The 18,583-nt window shown below is 39.9% G+C and carries 13 protein-coding genes and 1 CRISPR repeat array; of the genes, 1 reads left to right on the top strand and 12 read right to left on the bottom strand.

Going from position 1 to position 18,583, the window contains the following annotated elements:
- Positions 1 to 16: 16 nt before the first annotated feature.
- The 4 genes from DVR12_RS18455 to DVR12_RS18440 all read right to left on the bottom strand — a co-directional run bounded on the left by DVR12_RS18455 (position 17) and on the right by DVR12_RS18440 (position 4,611).
- Entirely contained in the window at positions 17 to 901 is an 885-nt protein-coding gene (locus DVR12_RS18455; RefSeq protein WP_116977269.1) for a sterol desaturase family protein, read from the bottom strand.
- A gap of 108 nt (positions 902 to 1,009) precedes the next feature.
- Positions 1,010 to 1,873 (bottom strand): DUF4249 domain-containing protein, encoded by an 864-nt coding sequence (locus DVR12_RS18450; RefSeq protein WP_116977268.1) that lies wholly within the window; start codon positions 1,871 to 1,873, stop codon positions 1,010 to 1,012.
- An 11-nt stretch (positions 1,874 to 1,884) separates the two neighbouring features.
- Complete coding sequence (locus tag DVR12_RS18445) at positions 1,885 to 4,266, bottom strand: TonB-dependent receptor (RefSeq protein ID WP_116977267.1); 2,382 nt, start codon at positions 4,264 to 4,266, stop codon at positions 1,885 to 1,887.
- 132 nt (positions 4,267 to 4,398) lie between these two features.
- On the bottom strand, positions 4,399 to 4,611 hold the full coding sequence (locus tag DVR12_RS18440) for a hypothetical protein (protein WP_116977266.1): 213 nt from the start codon (positions 4,609 to 4,611) through the stop codon (positions 4,399 to 4,401).
- Positions 4,612 to 4,718: 107 nt separating this feature from the next.
- Between DVR12_RS18440 and DVR12_RS18435 the strand changes: the two genes are divergently transcribed.
- Entirely contained in the window at positions 4,719 to 5,723 is a 1,005-nt protein-coding gene (locus DVR12_RS18435) for a helix-turn-helix transcriptional regulator (protein ID WP_116977265.1), read from the top strand.
- Between the two features lie 25 nt (positions 5,724 to 5,748).
- Here DVR12_RS18435 and DVR12_RS18430 read toward each other — a convergent pair whose 3' ends face one another.
- The 8 genes from DVR12_RS18430 to DVR12_RS18395 form a co-directional block, all read right to left on the bottom strand.
- Entirely contained in the window at positions 5,749 to 6,378 is a 630-nt protein-coding gene (locus tag DVR12_RS18430; RefSeq protein ID WP_116977264.1) for an NAD(P)-dependent oxidoreductase, read from the bottom strand.
- 666 nt (positions 6,379 to 7,044) lie between these two features.
- Positions 7,045 to 7,998: direct repeats of the CRISPR family, unit length 30 nt; unit sequence CTTTCAATACCATCATAGTCCGATTAAACC.
- Between the two features lie 241 nt (positions 7,999 to 8,239).
- Positions 8,240 to 10,444: a sodium-translocating pyrophosphatase gene (locus tag DVR12_RS18425; protein ID WP_116977263.1), complete on the bottom strand. Its 2,205-nt coding sequence runs from the start codon at positions 10,442 to 10,444 to the stop codon at positions 8,240 to 8,242.
- 165 nt (positions 10,445 to 10,609) lie between these two features.
- Complete coding sequence (locus tag DVR12_RS18420; protein ID WP_116977262.1) at positions 10,610 to 12,127, bottom strand: NAD(P)H-hydrate dehydratase; 1,518 nt, start codon at positions 12,125 to 12,127, stop codon at positions 10,610 to 10,612.
- Between the two features lie 130 nt (positions 12,128 to 12,257).
- A complete protein-coding gene (locus tag DVR12_RS18415) occupies positions 12,258 to 12,788 on the bottom strand; it encodes a hypothetical protein (protein WP_116977261.1) in 531 nt (176 codons plus the stop codon).
- Between the two features lie 67 nt (positions 12,789 to 12,855).
- Positions 12,856 to 14,067 (bottom strand): Na+/H+ antiporter NhaA, encoded by a 1,212-nt coding sequence (gene nhaA / locus DVR12_RS18410; protein ID WP_116977260.1) that lies wholly within the window; start codon positions 14,065 to 14,067, stop codon positions 12,856 to 12,858.
- An 81-nt stretch (positions 14,068 to 14,148) separates the two neighbouring features.
- Complete coding sequence (locus DVR12_RS18405) at positions 14,149 to 16,035, bottom strand: OstA-like protein (protein WP_116977259.1); 1,887 nt, start codon at positions 16,033 to 16,035, stop codon at positions 14,149 to 14,151.
- Positions 16,036 to 16,044: 9 nt separating this feature from the next.
- Positions 16,045 to 17,043 carry an MlaD family protein gene (locus DVR12_RS18400; protein WP_116977258.1) on the bottom strand — a complete coding sequence of 333 codons (999 nt, stop codon included), beginning with the start codon at positions 17,041 to 17,043 and terminating at the stop codon, positions 16,045 to 16,047.
- A 125-nt stretch (positions 17,044 to 17,168) separates the two neighbouring features.
- The gene (locus DVR12_RS18395) at positions 17,169 to 18,407 is read right to left on the bottom strand and encodes an N-acetylmuramoyl-L-alanine amidase family protein (RefSeq protein WP_158563302.1); all 1,239 of its coding nucleotides are present in this window, start codon (positions 18,405 to 18,407) and stop codon (positions 17,169 to 17,171) included.
- Positions 18,408 to 18,583 lie beyond the last annotated feature (176 nt).

Below are 18,583 nucleotides of genomic sequence, written 5' to 3'. Positions count from 1 at the left end.
CCAAATATTTTTTAAATTATTTTTCTCCGGAAGTATTCAATAGTTGCTCTTTCCTTAACTGGCGCGTGGTTTTACGACTTCCATCGCTGCTCCAGCCAGGTGAGTCAAAGATATAATGTAAGGCATTGCGTATAGAGCCTGCTGTCCTTACATCATTCCAGATGGCTATCCATTCGTGAGATGCTATTCGTAAGGGATTAAAAGTCTTAATATTGGTGGTAAGTCCGTATACCGGCCGGTATTTCTCCTGTGTGAAGGTTCCAAACAACCTATCCCAGATTATCAGGATTCCACCATGATTTCTATCTAAATAATCAATATCAGATCCATGATGTACCCTATGATGAGAAGGGGTGTTGAAAATGAATTCGATAGGAGCCGGTAAACGATGTATTAATTCTGTATGAATCCAAAACTGGTATAACAGGCTGATAGCCTGCATGCTCATCACCATTATTGGGTGGAAACCCATAAGAGGCATCCACAACCAGAAGAGGAAGGTTCCGGTTAGGTTTCCGGTCCAGTTCTGGCGGAGGGCGGTTGCCAGATTATATTTTTCGGAGGAATGATGAATAACATGGGAAGCCCAGAAAAACCGGATTGTATGGCTGCTGCGATGAAACCAATAATATGTGAAATCATCTGCAAACAGGCATAATACCCAAACCCACCATGCATAACCTAATGTGAATAACCTGAATTGATAAACAGCGTAATAGATGCCAAGGATAATCGTTTTGGTGAACAGGCCAATGAATACATTTCCCAGGCCCATTGAAATACTACTGACTGCGTCTTTTGGTTCGTAGAGATCTTTTTTCTCATAAATAGTGACTATGATCTCCAACAACATCAACAACACAAATCCTGGAATCGCATATGTAATAATATCTGGCGGCATAAGGTAAGTTATCTTTCCTTAAGTTACGAAGTTTCCCGCAAAGTACTTGATAAGAAAAAGGCCGAAGCATTTAATGCTTCGGCCTTTTTCTTATCATTGAAAATCTTCTTATTTGAAACTTTTCTCAGCCCGGCTGACCGCAGAGGTTCCAAATCTTCCTAATATTTTTATTTTTCCGTTGGTTGTTGTGTTTTGCACATTACTTTTAACGTTTTCCAGCACTTTAGCAAACAATCCACCTGCATTCACCTGGTTGTACACCTGGGTTAGGAAATCGTGGCTCGGATGAGTAACAGAGAAGAGCTTAACTATTACTTTTTCATTTGCCAGGAATGGCTTGCTATAATTTGTAATCCCTTCTGCAATCGGAAGTATAAATACTGCTCCGTCTGAGATACCCTCATCATAGCTACCATCTACAGAAAAATTATCCTCCACCCGATGTAGCGTATCATTACGGTAAGATCTGATCCAGTAGTAATCTACATCTCCGGCGATATCCTTTGCATGAAATTTTGCATAAAATCCTTCTTTCCCACTTATGGATTGCTCCTTGGTTTTAAACTCATAGGTAACAGAGTCGATAGGTGGAACTCTCTTAATACTGTCAAAAGCTTCAAAGATCTCTCCTTTATACTCGATATGCAGCTTATAAGCATGATTTATAATCCCAATAGGCTTTTGAGAAGCATCGTATGTATATTTTCCATCTCCAAAAGTAAATGGATAACTATTACCTGAAGTCAGGTCTAATAATGTAATCTTGGCATCATTAATTATTGGAGCCGGATTCTCATCGGTATACGGCACCGACATTGTAAATTTGATAGTTTGTGGGCCTTGTTCGTTTGTGATCCAGGCATCCAGTACAGGATACGAGGTACCTTTGGCGATATCAAGGTTGATTTTATCTTCACAGGAAGCTAAGCTGATGCCAGCAACCAGCAGTATTATATAATGCAATCTTTTCATCTTCTGTTGATTTAGAATTTAAAGTTGTAGGTGATACCCGGAATGATTGATCCGATGATCGATAACCGAACGGATTCACGTTTGGTAGGATCATCATCATTCTGTTTGAAATAGATCGTATAGGCATTTCTACGAGCATAAACATTATACAGGGAGAACACCCATTCACCTTTCCAACGTCTGTCTTGTCTGCCTTTTAAGGTGCAGGAAAGATCTAAGCGGTGATAAGCCGGTAAACGATAATTATTACGTTTCTCTGTGCTGTTATATGGAATATCCCAATCCTGGAATTCTAATCTGTTATCAGCAAATGTAGCAGGTGTACCTGATGCAAACACCCAGTTGGCAGAAAAGGATGTTTTCTTATTCAGTGTATGTGATACAACGATGTTCAGGTTATGCGTACGGTCATATCGATTCAAAAACCATTCATTGAGGCTGATACCAGGTGTTTTTCTTTCACTGCGTGATAGTGTATAGCTTACCCAACCTGTTGTTTTTCCTATGTCTTTCTTTGCATATAATTCCAAGCCATAAGCCCTGGTTTGTGACGGTAACAAATCAGCCTCAATTAATGGATTCAGTTGTAGGTTTGCGTTATCGATATAATCTAATTGGTGATCGGTTGTTTTATAGAATACTTCTGCTGATAATTCATATGAATCATTAGGGGCATTATAGAAGTATCCGACGGTATACTGATCCGACAACATTGGTTCGATGTTATTGGAGCTAGGCGTCCAGATATCCAATGGAGTAGGGGAAGCTGTATTAGAAAGCTGGTGCATAAACTGGGTAGTTCTGCTATAGGCAACTTTTACGGCATGCTGATCAGTAAAGGCATATCTTGCACTTAATCGTGGTTCGAAATAGTAATATCCCTTAATTAATTCATTAGCACCATATTCTTTAGAGCTTACCAATGTTTTACGGATTCCCGGAGTTGTATCATTGTAGTAGTAAGCAATACCTCTCCCTAATAATTGGTAGGCAGAGAAGCGTGCTCCGTACTGGATTCCAAAATGTTTGGAAGGTTTGTATTCGTGATCCAGGTATACGGCAGATTCCAATGCATGTTTATCTGCCAGCTCTTTTACTCTTACGTCATCTCCTTCCACCCCTACACCAGTTCCCGGCTTGAAGGTATAATATACGCCCTGTACACCGAAATGAAGGCTATTGGAGGAATTGATGTAGTAAGTAAATGAAGGTTTCAGACCATAGTTGATAATGTTGGATGTCCAGTCATATCCTTGTGATGCTTCATTTTCTTTTTTCTTTGAATCGTTACTGAAATGAAGACTGTAGTCGTACTTACTGTAGTAGGTTGTGAGATTCAGGAACAAGCGGTTTGTAAATACGTGATTCCAGCGGATGGTGGCCGTTTGGTTACCCCAGTTCATATTTACATCTTTACCAAAACCAAAGACATCTCTACCAAAATAGCCACTTACAAACAAGGAGTTGTTTTTATCGAATTTATAATTGGCTTTTGCTGTAATGTCGTAGAAATTTAGTTTGGTATCCTTCATATCTCCTGATACGAAAGGTTTCATTAGTAGGTCGATATACGATCTTCTGGCAGCAACAATAAAAGATGATTTATCTTTTACTAATGGACCTTCCACAGATAGTCTGCTGAAAATATTTCCGATACCACCGTTTACGTTAAAACTCTGGTTGTTTCCGTCTTTCATTCTGATATCTAATACAGAGGAGGTTCTACCACCGTATTCGGCAGGAAATCCGCCCTTGATCAGATTTAGACTTTTCACAGCATCAGGGTTGAATACAGAGAAAAAGCCAAGCATGTGGGTAGAATTATATACAGGGGCTTCATCTAGCAGGATAAGGTTTTCATCGCTGTTTCCGCCTCTTACATTAAATCCTGAGGCACCTTCACCAACTGTATTCACTCCTGGAAGTGTCTGAATTGCTTTTAAAACATCCACTTCACCCATGAAAGTGGGCATTTTCTTCATTTGTTGAATATCGAGTTTGTTGATGCTGGTGTTGATGGTATTGACCATTTTTTCCTGTTTCTGGCCATTTACCACTACTTCATTCAGTTGACTGCTGCTGGATTCGAGGTTTACATCCAGGGTAATGTTTTTGTTGAGGGTAACAACAGTTTTGAATGTTGTGTATCCCAGGAAGGAGAAAAGTAATTCATGTTCTCCGGCTGGTAATGTAAGGGAATAAAATCCGTACTGATTACTAATAGTGCCAAGAGTGGTTCCTGGTTTTCCGATAGAAATACCAGGGAGACTTTCTCCATTTTGTTTGTCTTTGATATAACCACTGATGGTATACCGTTGTTGCTGGGCAATTGCTATGTTTCCTGTTACCAAAAACAGCGCCAATAGCAACAAGAGACTAATCTTGTTATTCATAATATGTAGGTCCGTTTGATATTTTTGATCTAGGTGCAAATATTTATTGCATGTAGATAAGACGTGGCAAAAATATCATACCCCTACGTATTAAATTAATTTTTTTGATAATAGTGAAAATGTAGAAAATGATTATTTTAAAATTTCGCAATTGAATCCTAAGCGAGTTACAACATTAATAATAGATTGAGTAGTAAAAGGCATAGGGCTATCGATGCGCAGGACCTTGTCGCAGTCTTCCAGATCAATTGTGCAGGCTTTAACCTGAATTTGGGTTGAAATGGCATTAATAACAGTGTTCTTATCCTGATTTGTATTAATATTGGTCTTGAATATTCCCAACATGTATTGAAAAATTTGATTAATCGGAATATTTTTATGCAAATTTGCTACCGTTATCCCATATAACTGTTACACAAAAAGGATAAACTTTTATACTAAACGGATTTTCTATGGGTGTTGTGATTACGAACGATGATAGAGACGTACTGTTAACCGAAGATTTATCGGCCGACTACTACAAGAAGATGATGCATTCGCCCACCATTGTGGAAGAATCGCATGCATATGAAAATGCATTTGGAGTAGCCAGGATGCAGGTATATCATTTTGATGGAATCAGTCTTGTTTGCTGTAACGCCGATACATACGAGAATATACATATCCTTGCCGACCAGATTGAGCCCAGGGTAGGCATGTTATTTATGGAACAAGGCCATATAGTTACTTCCGTTGAAGGTGTTTGCAAGAAACACTCTTTTTCTTCATTGGAGCATAATCTGCTCTTTAGTCCACACGAATTTGAATCTGCAGCGGTAAAGAAGCAAAGGGATATTAATTTTTTTGGATTGAGTTTTTCTACCGACCGTTTTCTGGAGTTGGCAGACAATAACGGGAGGGTACTGGATAAATTGGCTAATAGGGTAGCGGGAAATAAGCCTGTGAGCTTAAACGAGAAGTTCAATCTGCCGATGACTATTCAAATGCAGCGGGTAATTGCAGATATAAAGAGGTGTCCATTCAAAGGACCTATCAAGAAGCTTTTCCTGCAATCCAAAGCTCTGGAGCTTTTGGCACTACAATGTGATCAGCTGGAGAATAATGTTTTGATGGAAGAAGTGCCTGTTGGCAAGCTTTCGGCTCAGGATCTCGAAAAATTGTATCATGCCCGCGATCTGATGATTATGAATATGCAGGAGCCATTTACCCTTGCTCAGCTATCACGTAAGGTGGGATTAAATGAATTTAAGTTGAAATCGGGCTTCAAAGCTGTTTTCAATAATACAGTTTATGGTTATTTGAATGATCATAGGTTGGAAACTGCCAGAGAAATGATTTTGGTAGGTAAATATAATATGTCAGAAATAGCAGAAACAGCCGGATATTCATCTCCCCAGCACTTCAGTACTGCATTTAAGAAGAAATATGGAGTTAGTCCAATCCAGATAAGGAAGTAAATCCTTATCCGGATTGGATTTATACTTAATAAGCCAATGTGAAACGTTGCTTAATATGTTGAGGGTTTTCTAATTCATCGATCATAGCAACGGCATAATCGGCATTTGTAATTTTGCTTTCTCCTTTGTCGTTAATTACGAGTTGTTCTTTACCTAAGCGGAATTTGCCGGTGCGAGGGCCCGGTTCAATCATTGCAGCAGGGCTTAAGGCAGTCCAATCCAGGTCATTTACGCCTCTGAGGATATCTAAGGCTTCTTTGGTAGCAAGAGCTAGATTTTTCCAGGCATCCGGGAATTCCGGCGTATCAATCAGCAGCTTGCCAGGCGCAACTTCCAGGCTGGCGGCACCATTTACCAGTAATAATCTTTTTATGCCATCTTTCTTACAGGCATTGATTAATGCGTAAGTAGATTTGGCAGCGTCTACCTTATTATCTGTTTTATAGGAGCAGATTACAGCATCGTTGCCTTTCAGCACTTCAGCAAGCTCAGCTTCATTAGTAATATCACCCTTTTTTACAGTAAGATTCGGGTTATCGAGCTTGATTTTTTCAGGATGACGCACTATAGCAGTTACTTCATGCCCTCTGTTGAGTGCTTCATCCAGCAAAGCTGAGCCGATGAAACCTGATGCTCCGATAATGGCTACTTTCATGATTTTACCTTTTAAATGTTATTTAAATACAGGCCTGCATGGCCGATTGTTTTAATTGTTATAAAAATTGTTACAGTTTAAAACAAAACTGTAATTAAATTTATTACAGTACAAAAGTAAAGAAGTTTGGGAATTATCCAAGAAAAAAATTTTTAGGGGAGTTCGTGGTGGGGGAGGGAAGAAAAATGGTTTGAGAAAGATTATTTTGATCTGTTTTCTGATAAAATCTTAGTCGCAGTTTTGAAAAGACGCTCTGACTATCATATTTCAATTCCACTTCTAGTCCGATTAACGCCAATCCGAATCTATCCAGATACCTAAGCGATTCATGTTTCAATTCCTTCCGGGTCCGATTAATACCAATTATTATATATGCTTGTAACCTTTTTTAGATTACATTTCATTCCCACTTCTGGTCCGATTAATACTTGCTATTAACTTGGTCCACTTTTCTGCATTAGAACCGTTTCAATCCCACTTTTGGTCCGATTAATACTGCTTTTCTCAGATTCATGTTAATCTGTTCAGGGTCGTTTCAATCCCACTCTTGGTCCGATTAATACGATTCCGCGACCTACATCTACAAGTTCTTTGCAAAGATTTCAATCCCACTCTTGGTCCGATTAAACTAACCTTACAAAATGATACTTCCCTCTGCATATCATCCTTTCAATACCACCATAGTCCGATTAAACCCTTTGGGCATATAGGTTTCGGGCCTGGTATATTTCTTTCAATACCATCATAGTCCGATTAAACCCGATGCGGACATAATTAATGCAGCTGTAGGTATCGTCTTTCAATACCATCATAGTCCGATTAAACCTCGTCACAGCAATCAACGGAAATATAATTACACTTTCCTTTCAATACCATCATAGTCCGATTAAACCTCACCCTGCTGTTCGTGATAGTGCGTTGAGAATATCTTTCAATACCATCATAGTCCGATTAAACCCTCTAATACCTGATCTATCATTGAAGCAACAGCTGACTTTCAATACCATCATAGTCCGATTAAACCGGAGCGGGGGAGGTAAGTCGATGCTCGGATGTTATCTTTCAATACCATCATAGTCCGATTAAACCCATTAACAGCACGTAGCTTTGCTTCAGCTTTCCTCTCTTTCAATACCATCATAGTCCGATTAAACTTTTTATAGTGACTGAAATTGATGAATAGTAATAACTCTTTCAATACCATCATAGTCCGATTAAACCCATTTTTTTATATTCCCTGAACGTTTACAAATAAACCTTTCAATACCATCATAGTCCGATTAAACCCACTACTTCCCGCAAAACCCGTAACAGCCGCTACACCTTTCAATACCATCATAGTCCGATTAAACCCTGTTCCATGTTACTGGTTTTGTTAGCTACAAAATCACTTTCAATACCATCATAGTCCGATTAAACCGCCTTGGTCCTGGATGAATAATTCCCGGTTGCAGAACTTTCAATACCATCATAGTCCGATTAAACCAACAACCTACCATCATAGGCAGGCTGTTTTAGATTAGCTTTCAATACCATCATAGTCCGATTAAACCAATGTATGAAGGCGTTTTCTTCTACATCTTCAATATCCTTTCAATACCATCATAGTCCGATTAAACCCCGTCATTTCTCCTCCTTCAAACCCACTCCCATCAACCACCTCAATCATCAAAATAAACACAAAAAGTCGTCGATGTCTAATAACCGGTTTTTACCGGGAGATCGACGACCATTAGTAATCAATGATTTAGATAGAAATGAAGCATTTTCATGTAAGAAAGTAAGTTAAAAAACAGAGGTCGACGACGAGAAAAAAAATAGGGCAGGAGAATACCCCTGCCCATAAAGAAGAATACAATAATTATTTATGCTGATCCAGCAAAGCAACAGTTTTATGTTGAGTTGCCTTAGGAGCAGGAACAGGAGCTGTTTTTACAGTTTCCGGAGTAGGTTTAGTATGATATAATTCTCCTAATGTAGGTGCAATTACCAGTGAAACGATCGACATTAATTTAATGAGGATGTTCATAGACGGACCAGAAGTATCTTTAAATGGATCTCCAACGGTATCACCAGTTACAGATGCTTTATGTGGCTCTGATTTCTTGTAATACATTTCTCCATTGATCTCAACACCTTTTTCGAATGATTTCTTGGCGTTATCCCAGGCACCACCGGCATTATTCTGGAAGATCCCCATCAATACACCACTTACTGTAGCTCCGGCAAGGAAACCGCCCAAAACTTCAGGACCCGCAAGGAATCCTACCAGTAATGGAGAAATCAGCGCAATAGCACCTGGCAGCATCATTTCACGGATAGAAGCCTGAGTAGAGATAGCAACACATTTATCGTATTCTGGCTTTCCTGTACCATCCATGATACCAGGAATCTCACGGAACTGACGACGAACTTCCTGCACCATCGCCATAGCAGCGCGGCCCACAGCAGCAATAGCCAGTGACGAGAAGATGAATGGAATCATACCGCCAATGAATAAACCGGCTAATACATTCGCTTTATAAATATCAATACCCTGAATACCAGCAACTCCAACAAAGGCTGCAAACAATGCTAAAGCAGTTAATGCTGCAGAAGCAATTGCAAATCCCTTCCCCGTTGCTGCTGTTGTATTACCGACAGCATCCAGGATATCAGTTTTTTCTCTTACATCTTTAGGTAATTCACTCATTTCAGCGATACCTCCGGCATTATCGGCGATAGGACCAAATGCATCGATAGCCAATTGCATCGCAGTTGTTGCCATCATGCCAGCGGCAGCAATTGCCACACCATATAACCCTGCTAACGTAAAGGAGCCGGCAATACCCGCCGCCAATACAAGAATTGGAAGCATAGTAGATTCCATTCCTACAGATAAACCACCAATAATATTAGTTGCAGCACCAGTAGCGGATTGTTTGATAATAGATTTTACAGGACGTTTACCCATTGCAGTATAATACTCAGTAATAATACTGATCAGGGTTCCAACCAATAAACCTACTATAATCGCTCCAAACACCTGATCGCGGTTAAAGGAATGACCACGTAATGTCATTTCTGAATCAGGAAGAATCCAGTATACCAGGAACCAGGACGCTGCAGCTGTTAAGATAATAGATCCCCAGTTACCCATATTCAGTGCCCTTTGTACCACACTGGTGTTCAGGCCAGCCGAATCACTGATTTTTACAAAGAAAGTTGCGATTATAGAAAGTAAAATACCTACAGCAGCAATCATCATTGGTAAAAGAATCGGAGCAATACCTCCAAACAAGTCGTGCGATACTGTTTCTGAACCTAATACCATGGTTGCAAGTACGGTTGCTACATAAGATCCGAATAAGTCGGCTCCCATACCGGCTACGTCTCCCACGTTATCACCTACGTTATCTGCAATGGTGGCAGGGTTACGAGGATCATCTTCAGGAATACCTGCTTCTACTTTACCAACCAGGTCGGCACCCACATCGGCAGCTTTTGTGTAGATACCACCACCAACACGGGCAAACAATGCAATACTTTCTGCTCCTAACGAGAAGCCTGTAAGTACTTCAATTGTTTTAATCATTTCGGCTGTATTTGCTTCCGCTACGAAGCATGATTTCAGTATGATGAATAATGCACCTAATCCTAATACTGCAAGACCGGCAACACCCATACCCATTACAGAACCTCCGGTGAATGACACCTGTAAGGCTTTGGCAAGGCTGGTGCGCGCTGCCTGAGCAGTACGTACATTGGCTTTAGTGGCTATTTTCATTCCAATGAATCCTGCTGTTGCAGAAAACACGGCTCCAATTACAAAGGCCAGTGCAATAGTCCAGTGTGAATTGTCATGTGTAGCACCCATGTAACCTAGTAACAGGGCTGCAATAATTACGAAGTAAATAAGGACTTTATATTCTGATTTCAGAAAAGCCATAGCGCCTTCAGCAATGTGCTGAGCTATCTCTTTCATTTTCTCATTGCCGGCATCCTGTTTAGTAACCCAGGCACTCTTGACGGCGGTAAATAACAAAGCCAATAATCCAAAACATGGAACGAGGTAAACGATATTCATGTATGTGAAATTTATAAATCCGTGGTTGACAAAAAGTTTTATTAAGAAATAGGATTCAAACTAAATATTCAAATGAATATAAAACATAAATTATTAATTGCGCAGATTAATCGGAAAAATAATGTACACATAGGCCAGTAGTCGGCATTTCCATCAAAAAAAAGATCAGATACCTTCCTGAAAGGCTTTACCTAACCCATTTATAATGTCGGCCGCCGTCATAGCTTCCTGGGAATGCTCGGCTGCTGCCAGATCTCCCGCATACCCGTGAATCCAAACGCCAAATAATAATGCTTCTTTCGATGAATATCCCTGCGCCAACAATCCTGTGAGAATACCCGTAAGTACATCTCCGCTTCCTCCTGTTGCCATACCTGGATTGCCAGTGGGATTAAAATAAATACTGCCGTCAGGACATGCCATCGCAGTATACCTCCCTTTCAACAAAATATATAAATGTCTGGATACCGCTTCTCTTGATAATAGTTCTAACCGGTCTATGTCATTTTGCGATGAACCAAACAACCGCTCAAATTCTTTGGGATGAGGGGTTAAGATAGAGTTTTTTGGAACTTCCTGCAATAAGGATGGATAAATCGATAATAAATTCAACGCATCTGCATCAATTACCATAGGAGATTTCCAGACAGCAAGCAGTCGTTCCAGCGACTTGGCAGTAGCTGTTTGTGTATCCAATCCGGGGCCTATTCCAATTGCTTTATACCGCGCACTTTCCATCCCCTGGTGAAAATGTGTGTTATAATGTGTGTTTTCATCTACGATACACATTGCACAAGGCTCACTGATCTGCATTATATCATATCCGCATTGGGGTACGTAGCAGGATAGAAGGCCTACTCCCGAACGGAGACAGGATTTGGCACTTAATACAGCAGCTCCTATTTTACCATAACTTCCGGCTATCAGTAACGCATGCCCGTAAGTACCTTTATTGGCAAATGGAGTACGGGGTCTGTAAATAGTTTTGATAATTGTGCTGTCGGTTAAATGATAACGTGTAGGGGTATTGGAAATATATTCCGGTGATAATCCAATGGGTAATATGTGTACTTCGCCTGTCAACATCGCATTTTCAGGTAGCAGAAATGCTAACTTATAAAACTCAAAGCTAAGTGTATAATGCGCCTGAATTACAGGGAAATGTACGGAGCTTTCATCAGCAATCATTCCGGAAGGAAGATCAACAGACACAATAGTATGTTGCAGGCGATGATCATTAATCCGATGAATGATACCAGCCAGCCAACCTTCAACCGGACGACTCATACCTGTACCAAAAATTGCATCAATAATAACTGCATTTGCAGGTAATTCAGGAAAATCTGATAAATCGCCTATTGAATGTATCGATGAAGGATAATGATCTGTGAGTTGTTGAAGCTTTAAAGTATGGTCTTTACTGGGGTTATTGGAATGCTGGAGGATAAAGGTATTCACGGTATAACCATGTTGTTGAAGCAATCTGGCCATTACCAGTCCATCTCCGCCATTATTTCCTTTTCCACAAAAAATATAAACGGGGTGATCTGGAGTAAAATGATCTTCATACCACGACACACATTTCCCGGCTGCCCTTTCCATCAGGTCGGAGCTGCTTATAGGGGTATGTTGAATGGTAAATTGATCAGCCTCCCTGATCTGTTCTGCGGAGAAGATTTTCATATTCTCAGGGGTATTGGAGAATAAAAATACTTCAAAATCAGCAATTTCGATCTTAAAATGAGGCTTTATAAAATAAAAAACGGGTCACGGCTTGCCTCATGACCCGATTGAATAAAGTGGTTTGCCAACCTTAGAAAGTAAATCTGGCAGAAACACCACCAATTTCTTCACCTAAATAATTGGTAGGTCCAACAAACTGGAAGTAAGGTTTCAAGTCTGCGCTCACATTTAAAGGTATCTTCTTAAACGTATATTCGACACCGATAATACCATCCAAACCCGGAGTTACATAAGAACCTTTTCCTTTATCGATATAACGATCCCAATCGTAATCACGGCGATCATAAATTCCTACGTGAGCACCACCACCTGCATACATATTGAGGTTTGGAACACCAATTCCCCAGTTGTATTCATATAAAGCAGTAAAAGTTACATTGTTTTTGTGTGAGTGGTTAGTAGTAACTAATCCTTCAACAGCATGAGGTCCGGTAATAAAATGTTTAATGGTAAAACCTACTACCCATGGGTTCAGGCGAACACCAACAGCAGAATTGTAATTTGAAGCTTCAGAGCCACTGTTGCGAGAACTCTTTTTTTGAGCGTTGGCTTGAATTGCGACTATAGCTACCAGGCTAAAAAGTAACGCGACTTTTTTCATAGATTAAAATTTGAGAAAACTTAAAATTGGCTTTTCTATAAAGTATTATTTGCCGATAAATCTTAATTCACGGTTGCTTTACAATAACAGTGCCAACTGGACGGAGTATACGAAGAAATATAAATCCTGCTAAGCCGGCAATCAGAGAAGCAGCTATAACTGAGATAATCGCAATGATTTGAAAATCTCTTTCTTCATAGGCTAATGAAGAAATGAAAATAGACATGGTAAAGCCAATTCCGGCAATCATCCCAATCCCTAAAAGCTGTAGCCATGAGCTTTTTGATGGAAGGTTAGCCAGCTTAAATTTTACTGCCAGGTATGAGAAAATGAAAATTCCTAAAGGTTTGCCTATCACCAATCCCGCCATGATACCATAACTGATTGTATTCTGCAGTGAGCCAATAATGTCTGCCGGTAACAGAATCGCAGTGTTGGCAAGTGCAAAAACAGGCATGATAATAAAGTTTACAGGATCATGAAGCCCATGAACCAATTCGCTAATCTTATCCTGTGGAATGCAGAATGCTAATAAAACTCCTGAGATAGTAGCATGAATGCCTGAATTAAAAAGGCAGTACCACAGTACTACTCCGGGTATAAGGTAAAGAATGAGGCGTTTAACTTTCAAAAAGTTAAGTAATAACGGTATCAGATATACGATTCCTCCAATCAGTAAAAATTTTACATCGAGATGTGGAGTATAGAAGATTGCAATGGTAAGAATGGCTCCCAGGTCGTCGATAATAGCTAAGGCCATCAGGAAGATCTTTAGGGCTACAGGAACACGTTTGGTAAGCAAAGAAAGGATTCCTAAAGAAAATGCAATGTCGGTAGCCATTGGAATTCCCCATCCATGAGCATATACGGAACCTTTATTGATAATGGAAAATATCAGTGCCGGAAAGATCATACCACCTAATGCACCGAATACCGGTAAAATAGCTTTGCGAACAGAGGAGAGTTCTCCAATAGTGAGCTCTCTTTTTATTTCCATCCCCACCAGAAAGAAAAACAAAACCATTAATCCATCATTGATCCATAAGAGCCATGAATTGGGAAGGATCAGTGAATAATAGTGATAATGATGACCGCCAGCCGGATCAAATAATCTGTTCCAGAATGTAATGTATTCTTCTTTCCACCCGGTGTTTGCTAAAACCATAGATATGATAGTGCATAATAACAGGATAATACCAACAGCTCTGCTATCTTTTAAAAAGTTATAAATAGGTGACCAGATTGTTTTGTTGATTATTTTTACTGCATTAGGTATCATAGCCCGGGTTTTTAGTTTTAAAAGAAACGCGTTATTCCAGGGGTTTAAGCTGAAATAACGCGGCACTTTATTAAGAATAAATTATTGCATTAATTCAAACTTGCTTTTGGGTTTTCGTTTTATTTCCCATTTGAAGTTTTCCAGCTTTAACTGATCTAACGGACGTTGGGTAAAAGGATACATCGTTCCTTCTCCATCCTTGATGAATACTATTTTATAGACTTCACTATTTTTAAAGTAGATATCAATAATCGCTGATTGTGTTTTATTAACGCTCATAAAGGCATTTTCCTTATCCTTTATAAAGTTGATAGTTTCTGAGTTCCCTTCCACACGCATCCAATCAAGGGCTTCGTTATTAACAAATCCTGTAATGGTAATTCCTTTAATTTGGTTATACATTCCAGGTGCTGCTTCATTCACAATGAGGCCATTGCTTTTGAGCAACATTTTATCTGCAGTTTGATTTTTGGTAAACAACAGAATTGTATCACCGCTTAGCTGAGTGGTGTTGTTAGACCATAATACAGGGTTTTTGAAGAAGCGGAAAATAGAATCCCTGGAGCTGTAGTAAACGCTGTCTGCTACCCCCTGTAACGAGTCGGAGAACATCCTGACATTATGGTATGCCAAAATATAACGATATTCTGTAGTGTCTTCTACTGGCTGCACTTTAGTTTTTTTACTAAGTGCTGCAGCAGCGGAGTCGAGAGGCGGTTCTATTTTTGTTTCAGGAGCGATTTTTATGTTTTTAAATAAGTTTGGATCCAGTTTTTGTTTGGTCAGATTAAGAGCCGAATCCGGAACCACCATTATTGTTTTACCATGTAGGTCGTCCAATTCCTTATTGGATAAGGAATCTTTTCTTATAACAGGAATTTTAATGGGAGCAGTGAATTTTTCCGGAGGCCTGATGTTTTTAACACTTTTCAGGTTTTTGGTAGGGGATTCAGGAACCTTTTTCAGTCCGGCTACGGATGGGATAGAAATACTGTCGTTGCCTCTGATTACACCGGAAAACAGGGTATCGGCAGCCATGTACAGGGTATCTTTACTTTTTTCCATGATTAGCAAGGGCTTTTGAGTGGCCAGTACTGTTTTCTGGAATTGGTTTACAATACCTTTATTGGCGAGGAGCGACATTTTTCTGGTGGTATCGCGATATACCATATTGCCGGTAGCATAGGCCATTCCGCTAACTCTATCCATTTCGATATTATCGGCGGTGATGCTGCTGGTACTATCTTCTATGGTAGGTCTGTTACCAAAGTTACCATATCCTTTATCAGTATCGTAATAGCCGCTGGTGGTATACATCACACTTTTATCATTGTTGTTGATAGTGGTGGGAGCAACGATGGTGGCCATTTTGGTACCGGTGTTATAGAGTAATTCAGAAGTACTGAGGGTGTATTCAGGATCTACCAGCAATACGTTCTGGATGAAGTGCATTTCCTTGGTTTCGGTATAGTAGTATCCTTCCTGGCTTGTGAGCACGCTTTTACCATTTACCAACCGGCCGCCGTTCTGATAGGAGCCAATTTTGGCATTCATATCATACTGGAGTTCAGGGGCTGTAATAGTTACTTTACCATCGGTTAATTTGGCATTTTCTCTAAGGATGGCGATTCTGGTATTAGCATCGTAGTTGAGGAAATTGCCATAAATATGGATACTATCTGCCTGGTTTATATGAATATTACCGTATGCATCAATAACATTGGATTTATTGTTTTTAACTGCGCTATCGCAATTAAAGAGAGTGGTACCTTGTTTAAAGACGGCATTACCAATGAATCGGGTTAAACTAATGGAGTCGCGTTCGAACATGATCAGAGAGTCCGCATGAATAATTTCAATAACGGAACCTGATTTAGGACGAGGCTGAGTTGGAAACTGGGCACTGGCCGAAACAGCGAAGAGGCATATAACGGCCAGGAATATCCCTGATTTTATGTATCGATGCATTGATTTTTATTATTGTACTGCTGCTGTATCTGAAGGTAATGGTTTTGTTTTCTCTTTTTTGCCGAACAGGGAGAAGTGAACATATCTTTTTGGATTGACGCGAAGGTCTTCCAGGAGTTTGTTCAGATTGCCCAGTGAATATTGGAGGTTGTTATAAACCTTTTTATCGTTCAGCAGCATACCGGCAGTACCATCGGTAGTATTGAGTTTAGCAATTGTCTGGCTCAGGTTATTGGCAGTTTGTTGTAATTGCTGCAAAGTTTTGTCAATATTTCCATTAGCCAGGGCTCCAGTTGCTTTTTCTGCATTGTCGAGTATCCCGGTGATTTTTGAGTTATTATCTTTCAGGTTACCAGTTACAGCGGCCAGGTTATCGAAGGTTTGCTGGATATTTCCTGACTGAGGGTCCAGCATTCTGTTCAGAGAGGCCGAAGTATTGGTAAAGTTATGCATGGTATAGTTGAGGTTGCGGATAGCATCCTGCAAATTACCTTTAGCAGTGGTATCAAGAATGGCATTAACAGACAAGAGCACAGAATCGATATTTGAGAGCGTGCCTTGCAGTTTTTTAACCAAAGGGTTTAATTGTTCCTTGAGAGCGTCTGTCATGCTACCATCTGTGGCTGCATAAACGGTATCGCCGCTTTTCAGATATTCGGCTGCGTTGCCAAGGTCTAATTGTACGGTTTTGGTACCAAGTAAGTCGCTGCTGATGCGTGCTACAGAGTTACGAGGGATTTCAATTTTTTTGGTGATGGTAAGGGTTACCAGAATTCTGGTAGCATCATTATCCATTACTTCCAGGTTAGCTACGTTACCTACAGCCAAACCATTCACCTGTACAGCATTCGCAGGCATTAAGCCGTTTACATTTTTATAAACTGCGTAAATAGTCCTATTATGTGAGAACAGGCTTTTTCCTTTCAATAGATTAAAACCCAGCACCAGGAGGGTAATACCCACAACTGTCAATATCCCTACTTTGGTTTCATTAGATAATTTGAGCATGTGATTCGTATACGTTCACGCAAAAATAATCAAAAAGCATGCACGGGAAGTAGTCGGGGGAAAAACTTGATAAATAAAAGGATAAAATTGGGGGAGAAAAGGAGTGAATTGGGGGGAGGGGGAAATTAGCAGGCGGTAACGAAGGCATCTTTAAATCCAAGCTTTCGGGCTTTTCGGAGGGCAGAAGAGGCTTGTTCATCGGTTTTAAAGTGGCCCCATATATATTTATGTAACTTTTTTTTGTTCATGACAATTGGTGTTCGGTTAATAGCCCCATGGAGCTCCCTGAAAATGGGAGCTCCTGGTTTATATAATTTGTCAGAAATCAATAATTGCACGCAATAGGTATCATTTTGCGGAGTACCTGATTTGCCATCGCGGGTTTTGGTAGTTTTCGCAATTGCAGTGGTGTTTTTATGTTGTTTTGATGTACTGATTTTTGTGGTAGAAGGAGGAGTATTGCGGTTGTTGGTAAACCTATCCAGTTCTTCTCTATAGCGTTTAATAGCTTTATAGATACAATTGGCGAGTTCCTGTTGACCGTTATCGGAGTTGAGATAATCTTCTTCTTCCGGGTTGCTGATAAATCCTAATTCCACCAGTACACTTGGCATAGCGGTAGCGGATAATACCCATATACCTTTTTCATTTCTTTGTCTGGCACCCCGGCTGATTCTTCCTACTTTGGTAAATTCATCTTCGATGAGGGTAGAAAGGCGGAGGCTTTGATCAAAATAAGCATTTCTCAGCGTATTCAGTAAGATAAAGGTTTCAGGATCAGTATCATCCATCAGTTGCTTTGTTTCTTCTGAATTGGCATCGAGTACGATCACGGAGTTTTGTTTCAGTGATTCCATCTTTGCATTATTCTTACTGGTAGCCCAGATATAAGTTTCGGTACCTTTTGCATTACTTGGATAATAAGCGTAGATAGGTTGTTTTACAGCCACCTTCTTTTTACCTTTTTTGTGGTATACGGTTTTATATCCGGTTACTTTACGGATTTTACTGGTAGAATTACAGTGGATTGAAACAAATAGCTCGCCTTTATTATCGTTAGCTATCTGAGCTTTTCTACGAACATCATCAAATCTGTCGGACTTTCGTGTATACACTACCTTTACATCCGGCATATTCTCTTCGAGTATTTTGCCAAGTTTGAGTGCAACATCCAGGGTAACCTGTTTCTCAGTTGAGTAGCTTCCCCTGGCACCGGGATCTTCGCCCCCATGTCCGGCATCAATTACAATAGTTTTAATAGGTCTATCCTGTTTAGGCGAATCGGGATTGTTTTTGGCCTGAATAAAAAAGGTACAGGTAAATAAAGTCCCCAGTCCTAAAATCCAAAATCGGTTCCAGCGCATGATTCTCATTTTAATGGGTGCTGTTTTTCACAAATAATAAAAAAATTAAGTTTTTCTCTTAAACTGATAATCTGCTTGCTCCATGTACGTTTCCAGTACCTCATTTCCTGCAGATATTTTTAGAATACAATTTACCTTTTGTAATAAATTGTACAAAATCTTGTAGGTTTGTGGCC

Source organism: Chitinophaga silvatica (assembly GCF_003419895.1).
GTDB classification, from domain to species: Bacteria; Bacteroidota; Bacteroidia; order Chitinophagales; family Chitinophagaceae; genus Chitinophaga; species Chitinophaga silvatica.
The sequence above is the reverse complement of the archived record's forward strand: the minus strand, read 5'-3'. Positions and strand labels throughout refer to the sequence as shown.

Excerpts from the sequence above, each read along its gene's own strand:
- DVR12_RS18455 (WP_116977269.1), bottom strand. The coding sequence starts at position 901 with ATGCCGCCAGATATTATTACATATGCGATTCCAGGATTTGTGTTGTTG.
- DVR12_RS18450 (WP_116977268.1), bottom strand. The coding sequence starts at position 1,873 with ATGAAAAGATTGCATTATATAATACTGCTGGTTGCTGGCATCAGCTTA.
- DVR12_RS18445 (WP_116977267.1), bottom strand. The coding sequence starts at position 4,266 with ATGAATAACAAGATTAGTCTCTTGTTGCTATTGGCGCTGTTTTTGGTA.
- DVR12_RS18440 (WP_116977266.1), bottom strand. The coding sequence starts at position 4,611 with ATGTTGGGAATATTCAAGACCAATATTAATACAAATCAGGATAAGAAC.
- DVR12_RS18435 (WP_116977265.1), top strand. The coding sequence starts at position 4,719 with ATGGGTGTTGTGATTACGAACGATGATAGAGACGTACTGTTAACCGAA.
- DVR12_RS18430 (WP_116977264.1), bottom strand. The coding sequence starts at position 6,378 with ATGAAAGTAGCCATTATCGGAGCATCAGGTTTCATCGGCTCAGCTTTG.
- DVR12_RS18425 (WP_116977263.1), bottom strand. The coding sequence starts at position 10,444 with ATGAATATCGTTTACCTCGTTCCATGTTTTGGATTATTGGCTTTGTTA.
- DVR12_RS18420 (WP_116977262.1), bottom strand. The coding sequence starts at position 12,127 with ATGAAAATCTTCTCCGCAGAACAGATCAGGGAGGCTGATCAATTTACC.
- DVR12_RS18415 (WP_116977261.1), bottom strand. The coding sequence starts at position 12,788 with ATGAAAAAAGTCGCGTTACTTTTTAGCCTGGTAGCTATAGTCGCAATT.
- nhaA (WP_116977260.1), bottom strand. The coding sequence starts at position 14,067 with ATGATACCTAATGCAGTAAAAATAATCAACAAAACAATCTGGTCACCT.
- DVR12_RS18405 (WP_116977259.1), bottom strand. The coding sequence starts at position 16,035 with ATGCATCGATACATAAAATCAGGGATATTCCTGGCCGTTATATGCCTC.
- DVR12_RS18400 (WP_116977258.1), bottom strand. The coding sequence starts at position 17,043 with ATGCTCAAATTATCTAATGAAACCAAAGTAGGGATATTGACAGTTGTG.
- DVR12_RS18395 (WP_158563302.1), bottom strand. The coding sequence starts at position 18,407 with ATGCGCTGGAACCGATTTTGGATTTTAGGACTGGGGACTTTATTTACC.